Here is a 17,430-nt window from a genome sequence, read left to right on the forward strand (position 1 = left end):
AAGCACATGAGATTAAAAATAAGAATGAGGTGTGGCTGCCATGAAATTTATACATATATCGGACTTGCATCTGGGAAAACGTGTGAATGAGTTTTCGATGCTGGAAGATCAAAGAGATATTTTGAAGAAAATACTTACTGTCGTTGATGAAGAAAAGCCGGAGGCAGTTTTCATTGCTGGAGACGTCTACGATAAATCAATACCGCCTATAGAGGCAATCCAGTTATTTGATGATTTTTTGTGTCAGTTATCAAGAAAAAAAGTGCAGACATTCATAATTAGTGGTAATCATGACAGCGCGGAGAGAATTGCATTTGGTGGTCGATTGATGAGAGAAAGTGGTGTGTATGTTGCACCGGCATATTCTGGAAATACAGATTCGATTGTACTGACAGATGAATGGGGACCGGTTAATATTTATTTGTTACCATTTGTAAAGCCAGTAAACGTAAAGCATTTTTTTGAAGAGGAACAGGTGGAAAACTATACAGATGCTTTGCGCGTTGCAGTGGAGCAGATGAAAGTAAATCCGGATGAAAGAAATGTAATCGTGACACATCAGTTTGTAACTGGGGCGAAGAGAAGTGAGTCGGAAGAGATTTCTGTGGGGGGAACAGATAATGTAGATGTAAATGTATTCGAAAATTTTGATTATGTAGCACTGGGCCATATTCACGGACCGCAGAAGATTAGCAGAGAGACAGTGCGATATTGTGGAACTCCGTTAAAATATTCCTTTTCGGAGATTCACCACAAAAAGTCTGTGACAATCGTAGAAATGAAACAAAAGGGAAATGTAGTTATTCGAACAAAAGAATTGAATCCTTTACATGACTGGTATGAGATAAAAGGAAGCTATATGGAAGTGGCGGAAAAATCTTATTATGACAGTCTGGACAGAAATTGTTATATGCATATTACATTGACAGATGAAGAAGATATACCAGACGCGGTACGGAAATTACAAGTCATTTATCCGAATCTTATGAAATTGGATTATGACAATCAAAGGACGCGTGGAAGGAAATCATTTGCGGATGTGCAGGAAGTAGAAGAAAAAACACCGTTTGATATATTTGAAGATTTATATGAAAAACAGAATAATCAGGAAATGAATGAAGAACAGAAGCAATTGATTCATTCGTTAATTGAAAAAATCTGGGAGGATAAGAATTGAGACCGAAAAAATTAAAACTATCTGCATTTGGACCGTATGCAGGTTGCGAGGAACTGGATATGGAAAGGCTTGGAACAGGTGGATTGTATTTGATTACCGGAGATACAGGAGCAGGTAAAACGACAATTTTTGATGGTATTGTCTATGCATTATATGGTGCGGCCAGTGGTGAGAATCGGGAACCGGCAATGCTTCGGTCAAAATATGCAGATGCGCAGGTTCCGACAGAGGTAGAACTTCTTTTTGAAAATGGGGGGCAGGAATATAAAGTCCGGAGAAATCCGGAGTATGAACGGCCGGCAAAAAAAGGTGGAGGAATGACACTTCAGAGGTCAGAGGCCGAATTGACATATCCGGATGGCCGTGTAGTTACAAAACAAAAAGAAGTGAATAAAGCAATTATTGAAATTTTAGGTCTGAATCGAAATCAGTTTCTTCAAATCGCGATGATTGCACAGGGAGATTTTCAAAAATTATTACTGGCAGATACAAAAGAAAGACAGGGAATTTTCCGGGAGATTTTTAAGACAGGCGGTTATCAGATTTTACAGGAAAAATTGAAAGCGGAATCAGGTAAACTTTCGGATGAGCTGGAATTTGCAAGAAGAAGCGTAAATCAATATTTAGAAGGAGTGTTGGGAAAAGAAGAGATCAACTTTGCAAAACTTCCTATGGAAGAAGCAATTGCTGCGATAAAAGAATTGATAGGATTAGATCAGGAAGAAGCGGAAAATATAAATTGCAAGCTTCAGAATCTACAAAAAGAGTTGGAGCAGATACAAGAGCATTTACAAAAAGCGCAGACGAGAGAGCAGACGATTCGTACGCTTGAATTGGCTGAAGCTGATTATATAAAGGTGCAGGAACAAGGTGAAAAAATTCAACAGGAGTGGGAAGGACAAAAGAAAAAGCAGGAAAATAGAGAGGAGCTGGAAGTAAAAATTGCTCAAATTCAGACACAGATATCGATTTATCAAGAACTAGAAGAAAAGAAAAAGAGAATAATAGAAAGAAAAAAATTTCTAAAAGAGGAGAAAGAAAGGTTACAAACGCAGGACATTGAAAGAGAAGAGTTACAAAAGCGTCTGAAGGATGATGAAAGTGAGAAAATACAATTGGAAAATGAGCCGGAACGGAAAACGGAATTACTGTTTCGAAAGGAAAAATTAGATTCTGAAAAAGAAGAACTAAAACAGGTTGTGGAAAATACAAAGAAGTATCATTTACTTTGTGGAAAGCTTTCCGAGATTCAGGAGCAGTATGTGGATAAAGCTCAGATTGCAAAGGAAAGAAAGACAGAGTATGATCTCGCATATCAGACATTTTTAGATGGACAGGCAGGGGTGCTGGCAAAGCATTTAAAAGAAGGAGAAGCGTGCCCAGTGTGCGGCTCCAAAGAGCATCCTAAGAAAGCTTGTGGTACGGAATATATCCCGTCACAGAAGGAACTGGAAGAAGTTAAGCGAAAATGGGAACAGGCAAGGAATCAGATGGAGGCTTCCAGCCAGGAGGCGGCTGAACTATTGGGAAAAGTAAATGCTCAAAAAGAACGGGCGGCGGATCAGAAGCAGATTGAGGAGCAAGAAAAAAGACTCACAGATGAAGAATACAAACTTCAAGAACAAATGAAAAGTAATAAGAAAAAGGTTGAAAGATATCAATTACTCCAAAATCAGATTCAGAAGATACAAGAGCAGATTACTACGAAACGTGAGGAACGAGAAAAAATATCTGGTCAGATTGCAGCTTTAAAAGCAGAGATAGATATGGAAAACAAACAGTTTGAAGAGCAACAGCAGAATCTTAGGTATGAAGACTGGAAACAGGCTGAGATAGAACTTCAGAACCTGCAGACAGTGAAAAGAAACAGCCGGGCGGAATATGAAGCAGCTCAGAAAAATCTGCAAAAATGGAATGGCGATATGCGAAAGCTAGAAGGGAAACTGGAGCAATGCAACAAGCAGCTTGAGAATCTCGGAGAATTTTTTGTGGAGCGCGAACAGGAAAAAAAGACAACATTAGTGGAACAAAGAGCTGATTATGAAAGAATGTTAAAAGAGCTTCAATTACGACTGGCGACAAATCAAAAAGCTCTTTTGAATATTGAACAGAAGTCGAAAGATATCATAGTTTTGGAACAAAAATGGGCGCTGGTGAAAGCACTGTCAAATACGGCAAATGGAAACATTTCCGGGAAAGAAAAGATCATGCTGGAAACTTATGTTCAGATGGCGTACTTTGAACGGATTTTACAGCGGGCAAACGTAAGATTTATGGTTATGTCGGAGGGACAATATGAACTCGCAAGAAGTGTTGTGGCTGGAAATAATCGAAGCCAGAGTGGTCTGGAACTAGATGTCATTGATCATTATAATGGCACAAGACGAAGCGTTAAGACATTGTCTGGAGGAGAGTCTTTCAAAGCTTCGCTTTCATTAGCGCTAGGGCTTTCGGATGAAGTTCAGTCAAGAGCCGGAGGAATCCGTCTAGATACGATGTTTGTGGACGAAGGTTTTGGCTCGTTGGACGAAGAATCACTGGAGCAGGCAATAAAAGCGCTGGCTGGATTGACGGAAGGCAATAAACTTGTTGGAATTATTTCTCATGTAGGAGAATTGAAGGAAAGAATTGACAGACAAATTATAGTGACAAAGGAAAAAGCCGGAGGAAGTCGGGCGGAGATTATTTGAAAGGAAATTGCTCAATCGTTTTGCAAAGAAAGAAGGTTGTTTGGTTCTATAAATTGAGGTAAGATAGATGTAACAACATGCGAGGGAGGCAAAGTGATGTTATATATTGGCGTTGATCTTGGAACTTCAGCGGTAAAATTGTTAATGATGGATGAAAACGGCAATATTCAGAAAATTGTATCAAAAGAATATCCATTATATTTTCCATACCCGGGCTGGTCAGAACAGAATCCACAGGATTGGTTTGCGCAGTCAATGGAAGGAATAAAAGAACTGACATCTGAATGCGATAAGAGTCAGGTGGCTGGCATCAGTTTTGGCGGACAGATGCATGGGCTGGTAGCACTGGATAAAGACGATCAGGTAATTCGTCCGGCAATTTTATGGAATGACGGAAGAACTGCAAAAGAGACTGACTATTTGAATCAGGTCATCGGAAAGGATAAATTATCCGAGTATACAGCGAATATTGCATTTGCAGGCTTTACAGCGCCAAAGATTCTCTGGATGAAGGAAAATGAACCGGAAAATTATAAAAAAATCGCAAAGATTATGCTGCCAAAAGATTATCTGGCTTACCGGCTTTCAGGTTCGTTTTGTACAGATATGTCAGATGCTTCGGGAATGCTTCTCATGGATGTGGAAAACAGATGTTGGTCAAAAGAAATGTTAGATATATGTGGTATTACAGAAGAACAGTTGCCAAAATTGCATGAAAGTTACGAAGTAGTAGGAACTTTACGGCCGGAAATCGCAGAAGAACTGAGATTTTCAGAAAATGTAAAGGTAATCGCAGGTGCTGGAGACAACGCAGCAGCGGCAGTCGGCACAGGAACGGTCGGAAACGGAAGATGTAACATTTCCCTTGGAACATCAGGAACAATCTTTATCTCCAGTGAAAAATTCGGAGTAGATAAGCATAATGCCCTTCATTCATTTGCGCACGCAGACGGACACTATCATTTGATGGGCTGTATGCTGAGCGCGGCGTCCTGTAATAAGTGGTGGAATGAAGAAATTCTCGGAACAAAAGATTATGCCGCAGAGCAGACGGACATAAAAAATCTTGGAGAAAACAGAGTTTTTTATCTTCCATATCTGATGGGAGAACGATCTCCACATAATGACCCAGACGCGAGAGCCATGTTTATCGGTATGTCCATGGACACAACAAGGGCAGACATGACACAGGCAGTGTTGGAAGGCGTAGCATTTGGGCTTCGCGATTCTCTGGAAGTGGCAAGAAGTCTTGGTATTCAGATTGACCGGACAAAGATCTGCGGTGGTGGTGTAAAAAGCCCACTGTGGAGAAAAATTATTGCAAATGTCATGAACTTAAAAGTAGATGTGATTGAAAGCGAAGAAGGTCCGGCACTTGGCGGTGCAATGCTGGCAGCAGTTGGATGTGGAGAATATCCAGATGTAGAAACGATTGCCGAAAAGCTTGTAAAAGTTGTGGATACAATTGAACCGGAACCAGAACTTGTAGCGAAATACGAAGAACGGTATCAGCAGTTCAGAAAATTGTATCCGGCAGTGAAAGGGTTGTTCTAGATAAATTCATTGTTTATAGTGTTTGAAGAAATTCCCGCAACGTTTTCTCGACAGAATCTGTCGTATGTGTTGCGTAATCAGCAACGCCGGTGGCAGCAGTCGTCATGGCATAGCTTGTGTTGGACAGCTGCAACATTTCCAGATCATTGTACTGATCTCCGAATGTGATACCATTCTTTGGATCCATGCCAAGGGAAGATACGATATTGGAAAGAGCAGAACCCTTGTTGGCATTCGGTGCAATGAAATCAATCCAGATATTTCCAGAGGTCACAATCTTGATCCGATCAGCGAAACGCTCTTGAAAATAGGCGCGAAGACGTTTTTCAGTTCCGTCAAAATCACATACGGCGATTTTGATAAAAGGTTCTTTGATATCACGTACATTTTGGACAACGTCCATGTCATAACCAACATCGTTACGGATATGATCGATGTAGTCAGAATCTTGTGAGTCGGTATATCCGGTTCGGGCTGTAGAAATTAAAGTGTGGCAATGACCATATTCTTTTGCAGCGTCTGCGATTTCGTAGATAAGACCAGTATCAATATGTCCTAATGAGACGATCTTGCCATCATGTACACACATAGATCCATTTTCTGCAACATAGGAGATATCATCCTTCACAGGGGCGAATAGACGTTGGAGATTTTTGTACTGGCGGCCGCTGGCTGCAATAAAATGTATCCCATGTTCTTTTAGCTGGCGGATAATGTCAAACAATTCTGGATTCAGAGTGGTTGCGTGACCATGAAGTAAAGTTCCGTCTACATCGCTGGCAATATATTGTATCATAATAGTTCCTTTCTTTCTGAGCTGTAAGATGATTAAAGTCAAGCACTTGCTTAAAAGTAAGCTTGTGTAAAAAATCTTATGTTATCTTTCTGTATTAATTGATGTACCTGTGTTGATAATAGAAATCTTATCTATTATAATATAAAAAGGCGTCAAAGAAAAGACGACAATGAAAAGAGGAGGCTATAACGTCATGAAAATCGGAATTGGTAATGATCATGCAGCAGTAGACATGAAGAATCAGGTAGTAGAGTACCTGGAAGGAAAAGGATATGAAGTTGTGAACTTTGGTACAGATACATATGAGAGCTGTAATTATCCAGAGTACGGCGAGAAAGTTGGACGAGCTGTTGCAGCAGGAGATGTAGATCTTGGTATCCTGATCTGTGGTACAGGAGTTGGAATCTCTTTGGCAGCAAATAAAGTAAAAGGTGTTCGTGCAGTTGTTTGCTCAGAGCCATATTCTGCAAAACTTTCCAGACAGCATAACAATACCAATATTCTGGCATTCGGTGCCCGTGTAATCGGAATTGAGCTTGCAAAGATGATCATCGATGAGTGGTTAAATGCAGAATTCGAAGGCGGAAGACACCAGACCAGAGTAGATATGATTACAGCAATTGAGAATAAATAAGCAAAAAATAATCAGTAAAAATAATCAGTAAACAAAACTGTTGCTTTGTGAAGGATAATCTGACGAAGCAGCAGTTTTTTTGTTGCCAAGCATGCGACAAAAAGGTCCGGTGGACCTTTTTTAGCGCTATAAAAGTATTCGAAGGAAATTGCTAGTGAAAGTTTATCTGTGCAGAAATTTTTTTGGAAATCTGTACATTTCCACATTTTAGAAAAATCACCTATCTGATTTTTGAGTCATACTATAATATAAAAAGATTTTGAGGAATAAATATGCCATATTCTATGATGTTAGATAGTGGTCACGGGGGAAGTGATCCTGGAGCAGTTTATCGGGGGCGCCGTGAAAAAGATGATACATTAAGGCTGACGCTTACAGTGGGAGAGATTCTTCAGGAAAATGGAATTGAGGTACTTTACACCAGGACAACAGATGTGTATTTGTCCCCATATGAGCGGGCGGTAGAGGCAAATCAGGCAGGAGTGGATTTTTTCCTGTCGATCCATCGAAACTCTTATCCGACAGATAATGAAGTAATGGGAGTGGAAAGTCTGATCTATGATTTGTCTGGACTTAAATATCAGATGGCGCAGGAAATCAATGAACAATTGGAGACGGTGGGGTTTGTAGATCTGGGGGTGAAAGCAAGACCGAATCTTGTAGTGTTGAAGCGGACACGGATGCCAGCTGTACTTGTAGAGGCTGGATTTATCAATTCAGATACGGATAATGAATTATTTGATTCTAATTTTCAGGATATTGCACAGGCAATTGCAACAGGAGTCCTGGATACATTGGAAAATGCCGGAGTTCTGAAAGAACCGGAAACGCTGGTGGAACAGACGAAGTACCGTATTCAGGTCGGACTGTTCCGGAACCGGAACAATGCAGCGAGGCAGCAGGAAACACTGGAAGACCGTGGATTTCCGGCATATATAGATCAATGGAAACAATATTACCGGGTGATTTCCGGAGAATATGATATGCTGGACGAAGCAGTGGCGGCACAGAGAAGACTTAAGAGAGCCGGATTTGAGACGCTCTTGATACAATAATCATTCAGGTACTCGCTTTGAGCCAACGCCCAGACTAAAATTGTTCAGGTGCTCATTCAGAGCCAGCCTCCCAACTAAAATTATTCAGATACTCGCCCAGAGCCCAACGTCCCAACTAAAAAGCAGTTGTGATGTGTGGCGTATCCGCCAGATAGAATTTTAAAAACAACTTTAAAAATGTAATTATTTTACAGTTGTTTTATAAAATTCTGCCTGGCTCTGAACGAGTACATTTTACAAAGATTTAGCATTTCTCTGTAAACTGATTTAACATGCAGTTCCTATAATGTACATGAAGAAAAGAAAGAGATGGTGCGGACCACATGAAGATGTGAGAGCATCTAAGATATCAGAGGTGCGCAGTAGAAGTATGTCATGCAATTGCATGACGTGCACCTCGCAGCAAGAATGCCGAGGCATTCTTGAAAGTTGTTTCATATGCAGGGAGGAATGAATATGAGATTTTTATGGGAAATGACAGGAAAAATATTTGGAGCGGAAACACAGGACGGAACATTTTTATCAGCAAATGTATTGCTGTGGAGTGTTACAACATTTATAGTTGGAATGTTCTTCTGCACGGCAATCGGAAAAATTGCATTGATTGACTGTATAGCAAATGTAATGTGTGTTGCTGTTTATGCCGGAGTGATCGGCGGAGTGATCGGTGGATTTTTATTCCTGATACACAGACATAACGGGAAACAGTTATAAGAGTTAAAAATTATAGAGGCTTAATAGAAGATATTTTGAATTACATTAAATGCTATAAAGAAAAGGCATGTTCTGAAATGAATTTTTAAGAACTTGCCTTTTCTTTTTAATTATTATGCATCTACAAAAACTGTTCGGAACAGAATTTGTAGATATGTTTACTTATTATTCATCAAAATCCTCATCGGACGCTGTCTTCTCCGGCAGGTATACATGAACCTGTTCAATCCGATTCTTATCCAAAGATTCGACAACTAGACGGATACCGTCTTCCGTTGTAATAGAATCTCCAAGTTCCGGAAGCCGGTCCAGATGCTCGATGATAAATCCACCGAGGGAATCATATTCTTCGGATTCCAGATTCAGTTCCAGACGGTCATTGAAGTCGTCCAGATTGACAGAGCCTTCTACCAGATATTCTTTGTCAGAAATTTTGTGAACAAAATCTTCTTCATTCTCGTCATATTCGTCATGAATTTCACCGACAATTTCTTCCAAGATATCTTCCAGTGTGATCAAACCGGAAGTTTCACCATATTCATCCAGAACAATTGCAATATTAAAGGATGCCTGACGCATCTCCACAAGAAGTTCGGAAATATTCTTATACTCATAAGTAAAATAAGCTTCTCGCATAATATCCCGGATATGGAATTCTTTTGTGTTTCCGTAATCGTAAAGCAACAAGTCCTTCATGTTAATTGTACCGATCACATTGTCGGTCGTATCTTCATAAATCGGCAGCCTTGTGAATTTATCTTCACGGAAAATGTCAATCAGCTCTTCATATGTGCAGTTTACATCTGCAAATGTTACGTGAACGCGGGGAACCATAACATCTTTTGCTTTTGCATCCCCGAGATCTACCACATTGTAAATCATTTCTTTCTCTTCAGATTCGATAACTCCGTCTTCATGGCTGACATTTACAATTGTACGAAGCTCGTTCTCGGTCATGGCGCGTTTGTGGTCGTTCGGATCTACACGTAAGATGAAAAGAACAACGTTGGTCAGACCATTGATAATGAAGATGAACGGTGTCATGATCTTCATAAATATATGGATGATTTGTGCGTATGCCAGAGATACTTTCTCGGCGTGGATAGTAGCCATTGTCTTCGGTGTAATCTCACCGAAAAGCAGAATCGCTACAGTTAAAATTCCGTTAGCGATTGCGACCAAGGAGCCTCCGAGACTGTAAGCCAGGGTTGTGGTCAGTGATGCAGCAGAAAGGTTCACGATGTTATTACCGATTAGTATAGCGGTCAGCATCTTTGAAGAATCATCCGTAATCTTTAATACAATTTTTGCGTTTTTGTTGCCTTCATCGGCAAGGTTGCGGATTCGAATTCGGTTTACTGTTGTAAGTGCAGTCTCCGCAGAAGAAAAGAAAGCAGATAGTGCTAACAGTACAATCAGTACAATAAATAGTATAGTATCATTCGAGTCCAATGATAAATCACTCCTTTTTGATAATTGTGTAATTAAGAGTAATATACAGCATTTACGGAGATTTTGCAAGAAGAAAGGAAGTATCGGAGAACGTAAATGAGACAAGATGCCTAAAGTGTATCGGTAAACATTGAACTTGTGGCTTTTTTATTGTATGATAAGAATATTCTTTGCGGTGCTTAGAATAACTTTCAGTATAGGAGCAGATTTTTATGAATCAGAACTTTTATGATAAATTGAACAATGTGATAGCAAAGGATAGCATTTTGATCGATGAGCCGATGAGCCGTCACACTACATTTCGTGTGGGCGGACCGGCAGATTTTTTCGTGACACCAAAGGCGAAGGAAGAAGTAAGAGATGTGATCCGTATCTGTAAAGAAGCAGGAATGCCGTATTATATTATAGGAAATGGAAGTAATCTTCTTGTGTCTGATGCAGGATACCGCGGTGTGATCGTTCAGATTTATAAGGAAATGAATGAAGTGAAGGTAGAAGGTGATCTTGTAAAGGCACAGGCTGGAGCATTGCTTTCAGGAATCGCGGCTAAAGCGCTGGGGGCAGAGCTTTCAGGTTTTGAATTTGCTTCTGGAATTCCGGGGACAATCGGAGGTGCCTGTGTGATGAATGCAGGAGCCTACGGCGGAGAGATGAAGGATGTACTGGAATTTGTGACAGTGCTTACAGGTGAAGGTAAGATTATAGAACTGGGCCGTAATGAACTGGAGCTTGGATACCGCACTAGTGTGATTGCGAAGAAAGGTTATATTGTGCTTGGGGCGGTGTTGAAGCTTGAGCGCGGAGACGGAGAGAAGATCAAAACTTATATGGATGAGCTGAAGGAGAAGCGTGTGACGAAACAGCCGTTGGAATATCCAAGTGCCGGAAGTACGTTTAAGCGTCCGGAAGGATATTTTGCAGGAAAACTGATTGAGGATGCCGGACTTCGGGGATTTCAGGTCGGAGGAGCACAGGTGTCCGAAAAGCACTGTGGTTTTGTGATCAACCGGGATCATGCGACGGCAGCAGATATTATGGAACTGATGAGACAGGTACAGATCCGTGTGAAGGAGAATTCCGGCGTGGATCTGGAACCGGAAGTGAAGAGATTAGGGGACGAATAAGATGAGACTTGTAATTGTGACTGGAATGTCCGGTGCCGGAAAAAGTACAGCACTTAAGATGCTGGAAGATATGGGATATTTTTGTGTGGATAATCTGCCGGTCCCATTGATTCCGAAATTTGCAGAACTTCTGGCGGTGCCGGGTACGGAGATGAATAAAGCAGCTCTTGGAGTAGATATCCGGAGCGGACAGAGCTTTCAGGAGCTTGCGAATGTACTGAAAGTTCTGGATGAAGGCGGCTGCCAGTATGAGATCCTTTATCTGGAATCCAGCGATGATGTACTTGTAAAGAGATATAAAGAGACGAGACGTTTTCATCCGCTGGCAGGTAGTGACGGACGTGTGGAAGATGGTCTGAAGAGAGAACGAGAACTTCTTGGATTCCTGAAGAAAAAAGCGGATTATCTTGTAGATACCAGTCATATGCTTACAAGAGAACTGAAAGCAGAGCTGAACAAGATATTTGTCCAGAACAAGGAATATAAGAACCTTTACATTACGGTGTTGTCATTTGGCTTTAAGTATGGAATTCCGAATGATGCAGATCTGGTGTTTGATGTACGTTTTCTGCCAAATCCATATTATATAGAAGAGTTACGTCCTATGAGTGGAAATGATCAGCCGGTCAGAGACTATGTGATGAATAACGACACAGCAAAACAGTTCTTGACAAAGCTTACGGATATGGTAGAATTTCTCATACCGAATTACATTTCCGAGGGAAAGACACAGCTTGTGATCGGAATTGGATGTACGGGAGGAAAGCATCGTTCCGTTACACTGGCAAATGAATTGTATGAGGCGCTGAAAAAAACAGACAGCTATGGAGTTCGCATTGAGCACCGTGATATCGGAAAAGATGCGATCACGAAGGCAAAATAGGTGAGTATCATGTCGTTTTCGGGGAAAATAAAAGAAGAACTCGCAGAGCATGTCGCGAAAGCACGGCATTGTAATCTGGCAGAACTGACTGCGATTTTACATATGTGCGGGGAATTTGAAGAAGATAAAAATGGTATATGTACGATTAGATTCCGATCAGAAAATTATCTGGTAGCGAGAAAGTGCTTTACATTAATGTCAAAAACATTTAATATAGAAGCTGACATCGTAGTCCGAAAGAATATGACGAATGGAAGCACAAGTTATTTTATGCGTTGGGCAGGAGAGGAACTGTTGGCGGTAAAGAATGCACTTGTGCAGGCTGTATGCTGTAAGCGTGCTTATATCAGGGGGGCATTCATTGCAGCAGGATCGATGAGTGATCCGAGCAAGTCTTATCATTTTGAGATTGTGTGTGGGGAACTTGCACAGGCAGAGTATGTGAGAGATATGATCAACAGCTTTGACCTGGATGCTAAGATCGTAACGCGTAAGAAGACATTTGTCGTATACTTGAAAGAAGGATCCCAGATTGTGGATGTCCTGAACATTATGGAAGCGCACATCGCCCTCATGGAACTTGAGAATGTCCGCATTTTGAAGGAGATGCGCAACTCAGTGAATCGAAAAGTTAATTGTGAGACAGCGAATATCAACAAGACCGTATCGGCGGCCGTAAGGCAGATGGAAGATATTGTGTATGTCAGAGATACAGTTGGCTTGGATTATTTACCGGAAGGATTAAGAGACGTTGCCCTTACACGGCTTGAGAATCCGGATGCAACTCTGAAAGAGCTGGGGAGTCTTATGGCAGACCCGGTTGGAAAATCAGGGGTGAATCACCGGCTGAGAAAGATTAGCGAGATAGCAGATAAGTTAAGGGGTTAGTTTAAGGAGGATTTATATGATTAAGAAACCTGTTACACTTCGGTCAGACCTGGACATGGAGTCCAGACCAATCGCACATCTTGTGCAGGAGGCAAGTCAGTATGACAGTACGGTGTACATTGAGATGGACAACATGAAGATTAATGCCAAAAGTATTATGGGGATGATGGCATTACAGTCACACCAGCCGGGAAAAGGAACCAACCTTACTCTCATTGCTGAGGGAGACGACGAGGAGCAGGCTGTAAGTGGAGTGGAATCATTTCTGCTTGCACAGTAATCAATAACATACATAGATAATTGAGGAATCGAAAGAGGGCATCTCACATGCCCTCTTTTTGGAATATATTGTAAAACCATGGAGGAAATGTCAGATGAAAAAGCTTCTATTTGTATACAATCCACGTGCAGGAAAAGAGATGCTAAAGCCAAGATTGTCAGATGTTCTTGATATCTTTGTGAAAGCGGGATATGAAGTGACAGTGCATCCGACACAGGCATACAGGGACGCTTATTATCAAATCAAGGAATACGAAGTTGGCAAATATGATCTGATTGCGTGTAGCGGTGGAGATGGAACGATTGACGAGGTTGCGACTGGAATGATGAAGCGCCGTGAGATGGGAAAAGATGTTGTTCCGGTAGGATATATTCCGGCAGGAACGACGAATGATTTTGCCAAGAGTCTGCACATTCCGAGAAAACCCCTTGCGGCAGCAGACAATGCGGTGAAGGGAGTTCCATTTCCGTGCGACATTGGAAAGTTCAATGACAGCGTATTTGTTTATATTGCAGCATTTGGAATTTTTACAGATGTGTCCTACGAGACAGATCAGGCAGTGAAAAATGTACTTGGTCATATGGCGTATATATTGGAAGGTGCAAAGAGAATCTTTAACATTCCTTCCTATAAAATTAAGGTGGAGCATGACGGGGAAGTTATCGAGGACGAATTTATCTTCGGTATGGTGACGAATTCTCGTTCCGTTGGCGGCTTTTCTAATATGGTCGGGAAAAATATAGTATTTGACGACGGACTGTTTGAAGTGACACTGATCAAGACCCCGAAGAATCCAATTGCTTTGCAGGAGATTATTGCAGCACTCCTGATCGAGCAGGTGGATACAAAGCATATGTACACATTTAAGACAAAAAAAATTACCTTTGATTCTGTTGAAGAGATTCCGTGGACACTGGATGGAGAGTTCGGCGGAGAACAGGATTATGTGGAAATCGAGAATGTTCAGAAGGCAATGGAGATTATGGTTCCGGAGAATCATGTACTGGAGCTGAGCGAGCAGAAAAATAAAATAGAAAGAGATTAAATAAGTGGAGACTAGAGAAAAATTTTCATCAAGACTGGGATTTATATTAATGTCCGCAGGCTGTGCAATTGGTCTGGGAAATGTATGGAGATTCCCGTATATCACAGGAGTGTACGGAGGAGGAGCATTTGTGCTTCTGTATCTGTTCTTTCTTTTGATTTTAGGACTTCCGATCATTGTTATGGAGTTCGCGGTTGGCCGTGGAAGCCAGAAGAGTATTGCAAAGTCTTTCAATGAACTGGAACCAAAAGGAAGTAAATGGCACATTTACCGCTATTTCGGAATTGCAGGTAATTATCTGCTGATGATGTTCTATACGACAATCGGCGGCTGGATGCTCGCATATTTCGTAAAGATGGTAAAAGGAGATTTCGTAGGAGCTGACACAAAGCAGGTGGAGGCGATTTTTGGAGAACTGACTTCTAACAGAAATGAAATGCTGTTCTGGATGATTTTGATTTCCGTGCTGGGGCTTATAGTGTGTTCTATGGGACTTCAAAATGGTGTCGAAAAAATGACAAAATTCATGATGTCCAGTTTGTTTGTAATTATGTTAATATTGGTCGTTCGTGCAACGACACTGGATGGTGCGGTAGATGGATTGAAGTTCTATCTGCTTCCGGATTTTGGTAAGATGGCCGAAAATGGATTTAAAGAAGCGGTGTTTGCGGCAATGGGACAATCATTCTTTACTTTAAGTGTCGGAATTGGTGCACTGGCAATCTTTGGAAGTTATATTGGAAAAGAGAGAAGATTGACTGGAGAGGCAATCAGCATCACCGTTCTGGATACGGTTGTAGCGCTTGTTGCAGGTCTGATCATATTTCCATCCTGTTTTGCATTTGATGTAAACCCGGGTCAGGGACCAGGACTTGTATTTGTGACACTGCCAAATGTATTCCGTGAGATGGCTGGCGGAAGAATCTGGGGAGCTCTGTTTTTCCTGTTCATGTCGTTTGCAGCATTTTCCACGATCATCGCAGTGTTCCAGAATATTATCCAATTCGCAAGAGATATGTGGGGGATTTCTTTGAAGAAATCTGTTCTTATTAATGGAGTTCTGCTGATTCTTCTTGCGGTGCCTTGTGTGCTTGGAATGACAGACTGGGCAGGATTCTCTATAGGTGGAAAGAGTATTATGGATATCGAGGATTTCCTTGTAAGTAATAACCTTCTGCCGATTGGATCACTGGTATATCTTTTGTTCTGTATGACAAGATATGGCTGGGGATGGGATAATTTCATAAAAGAAGCAAATACCGGATCCGGAGTGAAATTCCCGACACATAAAGCCATCCGGTTTTACCTGACATTTATCCTGCCGCTGATCGTGCTGTTTATATTTGTGCAGGGTTATTGGGGCTTGATCGCAGGATAGGACATAAAAAACGTAGTTTTAGATTACGATGTCGTACAAACAATGGTTTTGCGCCGACCGAAACGGAGTGTAGACTTGCAGAGGTGCGCAGTAGAAGTATGTCATGCAATTGCATGACGCGCACCTCGCAGCAAGAAAGCCAATACACCGAAAGCCGAATATGATTTCCAGTATAAAGGTGCATCGGAATGTCAGATGCGTCCCTACAAAATGTCGGAATTTGATGAAAAAATAAAAAAGCTTAAAAAAATTGAAAAAAGTGCTTGCATTCTTGGGAAACCTTTGCTATACTAAGCAAGTACCGAACGCGAGGGTACAGAAAAAACATAAAAAACTGATATGGCTCCGTGGTCAAGCGGTCAAGACGCTAGCCTCTCACGCTGGAATCAGGGGTTCGATTCCCCTCGGAGTCACTAAGATCCACAGATTGTTCTGTGGATTTTTTTTGTCGTATCCGTGATGAAACGAAGTCTGAGGAGTATTCACCTGGGAAGGATATTTTACAAAAGTATTAGTCCAGAAAACGGAAATGACTTATTTGAAATATAAAAAGGCGTAGAATTTAATTGTTAAAAATATGACGAAAATACCTCCGGATTGGCCGAATTTTTTGACAAAATCACATGTCTCCAGATACTTGTCATTTAGAATGTTATGGTCTATAATGAGGAAAGCAAAGGTAACAATTTAAATGGAGGAATTTAACATGTTAGTATCAGCAAAAGAAATGCTTGAAAAAGCAGTAGAAGGCCACTATGCAGTAGGGCAGTTTAACATCAATAATCTGGAGTGGACAAGAAGTGCGCTTCTTGCAGCAGAAGAGGTAAAATCTCCAATTATCCTTGGTGTATCTGAGGGCGCAGGAAAATGGATGACAGGATTCAAGACAGTTTCTGCTATGGTACAGGCCATGATCGAAGAACTGAATATCACAGTTCCGGTAGCATTACATCTTGACCATGGTACATACGAAGGATGTTATAAGTGTATAGAGGCAGGATTCTCCTCTATTATGTTCGACGGATCACACTATCCGATCGAGGAGAACATTGAGAAGACGCGTGAACTTGTGAAAGTCTGCAATGAGAAAGGAATTTCTCTTGAAGCAGAGGTTGGTTCTATCGGTGGAGAAGAGGATGGCGTAGTCGGAATGGGCGAGTGCGCAGATCCTAAGGAATGCAAGATGATCGCTGATCTCGGTGTTACAATGCTGGCAGCAGGAATCGGTAATATTCATGGAAAATATCCTGCAAACTGGCAGGGACTCAGCTTTGAGACTCTTGATGCAGTTCAGCAGTTAACTGGAAAACTTCCGCTCGTTCTTCACGGTGGTACAGGTATTCCGGATGATATGATTAAAAAGGCAATCAGTCTCGGTGTTGCTAAGATCAATGTAAATACAGAGTGCCAGCTTTCATTTGCAGAAGCTACACGTAAATACATTGAGGCAGGAAAGGATCTGGAAGGAAAAGGATACGATCCACGTAAACTTCTCAAACCAGGTGCAGATGCAATTATTGAAACTGTCAAAGAAAAGATGGAATTATTTGGCTCAGTTGGTAAGGCTGAATAAAGATTTAATTTATACTTGCCTTTTTCAGACGATTGGGTTATACTAACTGACATAGACAGAACAAAGGCGTTCCAATGTTGAATTGGAGTGCCTTTTCTGTATATATAAAAATAGTAATTGTTTAGTATTTGACAAACGGCGAGTATAAGAAAGAATATGGTATTGAATGATTACAATTTAAAATAAG

General features: G+C 41.1%; 15 protein-coding genes and 1 tRNA gene. 14 read left to right on the forward strand and 2 right to left on the reverse strand.

The genetic code is table 11. The annotated features are described in order from the left end of the window. The first annotated feature begins 40 nt into the window (after window positions 1-40). The 3 genes from NQ560_RS00785 to xylB all read left to right on the forward strand — a co-directional run bounded on the left by NQ560_RS00785 (window position 41) and on the right by xylB (window position 5,421). Window positions 41-1,177 carry an exonuclease SbcCD subunit D gene (locus tag NQ560_RS00785; protein ID WP_005331944.1) on the forward strand — a complete coding sequence of 379 codons (1,137 nt, stop codon included), beginning with the start codon at window positions 41-43 and terminating at the stop codon, window positions 1,175-1,177. Further along, window positions 1,174-3,867: an AAA family ATPase gene (locus NQ560_RS00790; protein ID WP_005331946.1), complete on the forward strand. Its 2,694-nt coding sequence runs from the start codon at window positions 1,174-1,176 to the stop codon at window positions 3,865-3,867. The genes NQ560_RS00785 and NQ560_RS00790 overlap by 4 nt, the downstream gene beginning before the upstream one ends. A gap of 96 nt (window positions 3,868-3,963) precedes the next feature. Continuing rightward, window positions 3,964-5,421, forward strand: a complete 1,458-nt coding sequence (gene xylB, locus NQ560_RS00795) for a xylulokinase (RefSeq protein WP_005331948.1) — start codon at window positions 3,964-3,966, stop codon at window positions 5,419-5,421. A 13-nt stretch (window positions 5,422-5,434) separates the two neighbouring features. Here the strand turns inward: xylB and NQ560_RS00800 are convergent, their stop codons facing one another. Then, window positions 5,435-6,217: a Cof-type HAD-IIB family hydrolase gene (locus NQ560_RS00800; RefSeq protein WP_005331950.1), complete on the reverse strand. Its 783-nt coding sequence runs from the start codon at window positions 6,215-6,217 to the stop codon at window positions 5,435-5,437. Between the two features lie 193 nt (window positions 6,218-6,410). Here NQ560_RS00800 and rpiB point away from each other — a divergent pair, with 193 nt between their 5' ends. From rpiB to NQ560_RS00815, 3 genes are all read left to right on the forward strand, one after another. Next, window positions 6,411-6,851, forward strand: coding sequence for a ribose 5-phosphate isomerase B (gene rpiB, locus NQ560_RS00805; protein WP_040015376.1), 441 nt, complete (start codon window positions 6,411-6,413; stop codon window positions 6,849-6,851). Window positions 6,852-7,123: 272 nt separating this feature from the next. Next, window positions 7,124-7,906, forward strand: a complete 783-nt coding sequence (locus NQ560_RS00810) for an N-acetylmuramoyl-L-alanine amidase (protein WP_040015377.1) — start codon at window positions 7,124-7,126, stop codon at window positions 7,904-7,906. Between the two features lie 456 nt (window positions 7,907-8,362). Beyond that, window positions 8,363-8,620 carry a hypothetical protein gene (locus NQ560_RS00815; protein WP_117606421.1) on the forward strand — a complete coding sequence of 86 codons (258 nt, stop codon included), beginning with the start codon at window positions 8,363-8,365 and terminating at the stop codon, window positions 8,618-8,620. Between the two features lie 165 nt (window positions 8,621-8,785). On the opposite strand, the gene NQ560_RS00820 is transcribed toward NQ560_RS00815, so the two are convergent. Next, the gene (locus NQ560_RS00820; RefSeq protein ID WP_005331960.1) at window positions 8,786-10,072 is read right to left on the reverse strand and encodes an HlyC/CorC family transporter; all 1,287 of its coding nucleotides are present in this window, start codon (window positions 10,070-10,072) and stop codon (window positions 8,786-8,788) included. A gap of 212 nt (window positions 10,073-10,284) precedes the next feature. Between NQ560_RS00820 and murB the strand changes: the two genes are divergently transcribed. From murB to fba, 8 genes are all read left to right on the forward strand, one after another. Beyond that, complete coding sequence (gene murB / locus NQ560_RS00825; RefSeq protein WP_005331961.1) at window positions 10,285-11,196, forward strand: UDP-N-acetylmuramate dehydrogenase; 912 nt, start codon at window positions 10,285-10,287, stop codon at window positions 11,194-11,196. Window position 11,197: 1 nt separating this feature from the next. Next, the gene (rapZ, locus tag NQ560_RS00830; RefSeq protein WP_005331962.1) at window positions 11,198-12,079 is read left to right on the forward strand and encodes an RNase adapter RapZ; all 882 of its coding nucleotides are present in this window, start codon (window positions 11,198-11,200) and stop codon (window positions 12,077-12,079) included. 9 nt (window positions 12,080-12,088) lie between these two features. After that, complete coding sequence (gene whiA / locus NQ560_RS00835) at window positions 12,089-12,967, forward strand: DNA-binding protein WhiA (RefSeq protein ID WP_005331963.1); 879 nt, start codon at window positions 12,089-12,091, stop codon at window positions 12,965-12,967. A gap of 16 nt (window positions 12,968-12,983) precedes the next feature. After that, window positions 12,984-13,247, forward strand: a complete 264-nt coding sequence (locus NQ560_RS00840) for an HPr family phosphocarrier protein (RefSeq protein ID WP_005331964.1) — start codon at window positions 12,984-12,986, stop codon at window positions 13,245-13,247. Between the two features lie 94 nt (window positions 13,248-13,341). Next, entirely contained in the window at window positions 13,342-14,292 is a 951-nt protein-coding gene (locus tag NQ560_RS00845; protein WP_005331965.1) for a diacylglycerol/lipid kinase family protein, read from the forward strand. Between the two features lie 4 nt (window positions 14,293-14,296). Next, on the forward strand, window positions 14,297-15,670 hold the full coding sequence (locus tag NQ560_RS00850) for a sodium-dependent transporter (protein ID WP_040015378.1): 1,374 nt from the start codon (window positions 14,297-14,299) through the stop codon (window positions 15,668-15,670). Window positions 15,671-16,011: 341 nt separating this feature from the next. After that, a tRNA-Glu gene (locus NQ560_RS00855) sits at window positions 16,012-16,083 on the forward strand. Between the two features lie 293 nt (window positions 16,084-16,376). Continuing rightward, window positions 16,377-17,243 carry a class II fructose-1,6-bisphosphate aldolase gene (fba, locus tag NQ560_RS00860; protein WP_040015379.1) on the forward strand — a complete coding sequence of 289 codons (867 nt, stop codon included), beginning with the start codon at window positions 16,377-16,379 and terminating at the stop codon, window positions 17,241-17,243. Window positions 17,244-17,430: the final 187 nt, after the last annotated feature.

It is taken from the genome of Dorea formicigenerans, assembly GCF_025150245.1.
GTDB classification, from domain to species: Bacteria; Bacillota; Clostridia; order Lachnospirales; family Lachnospiraceae; genus Dorea; species Dorea formicigenerans.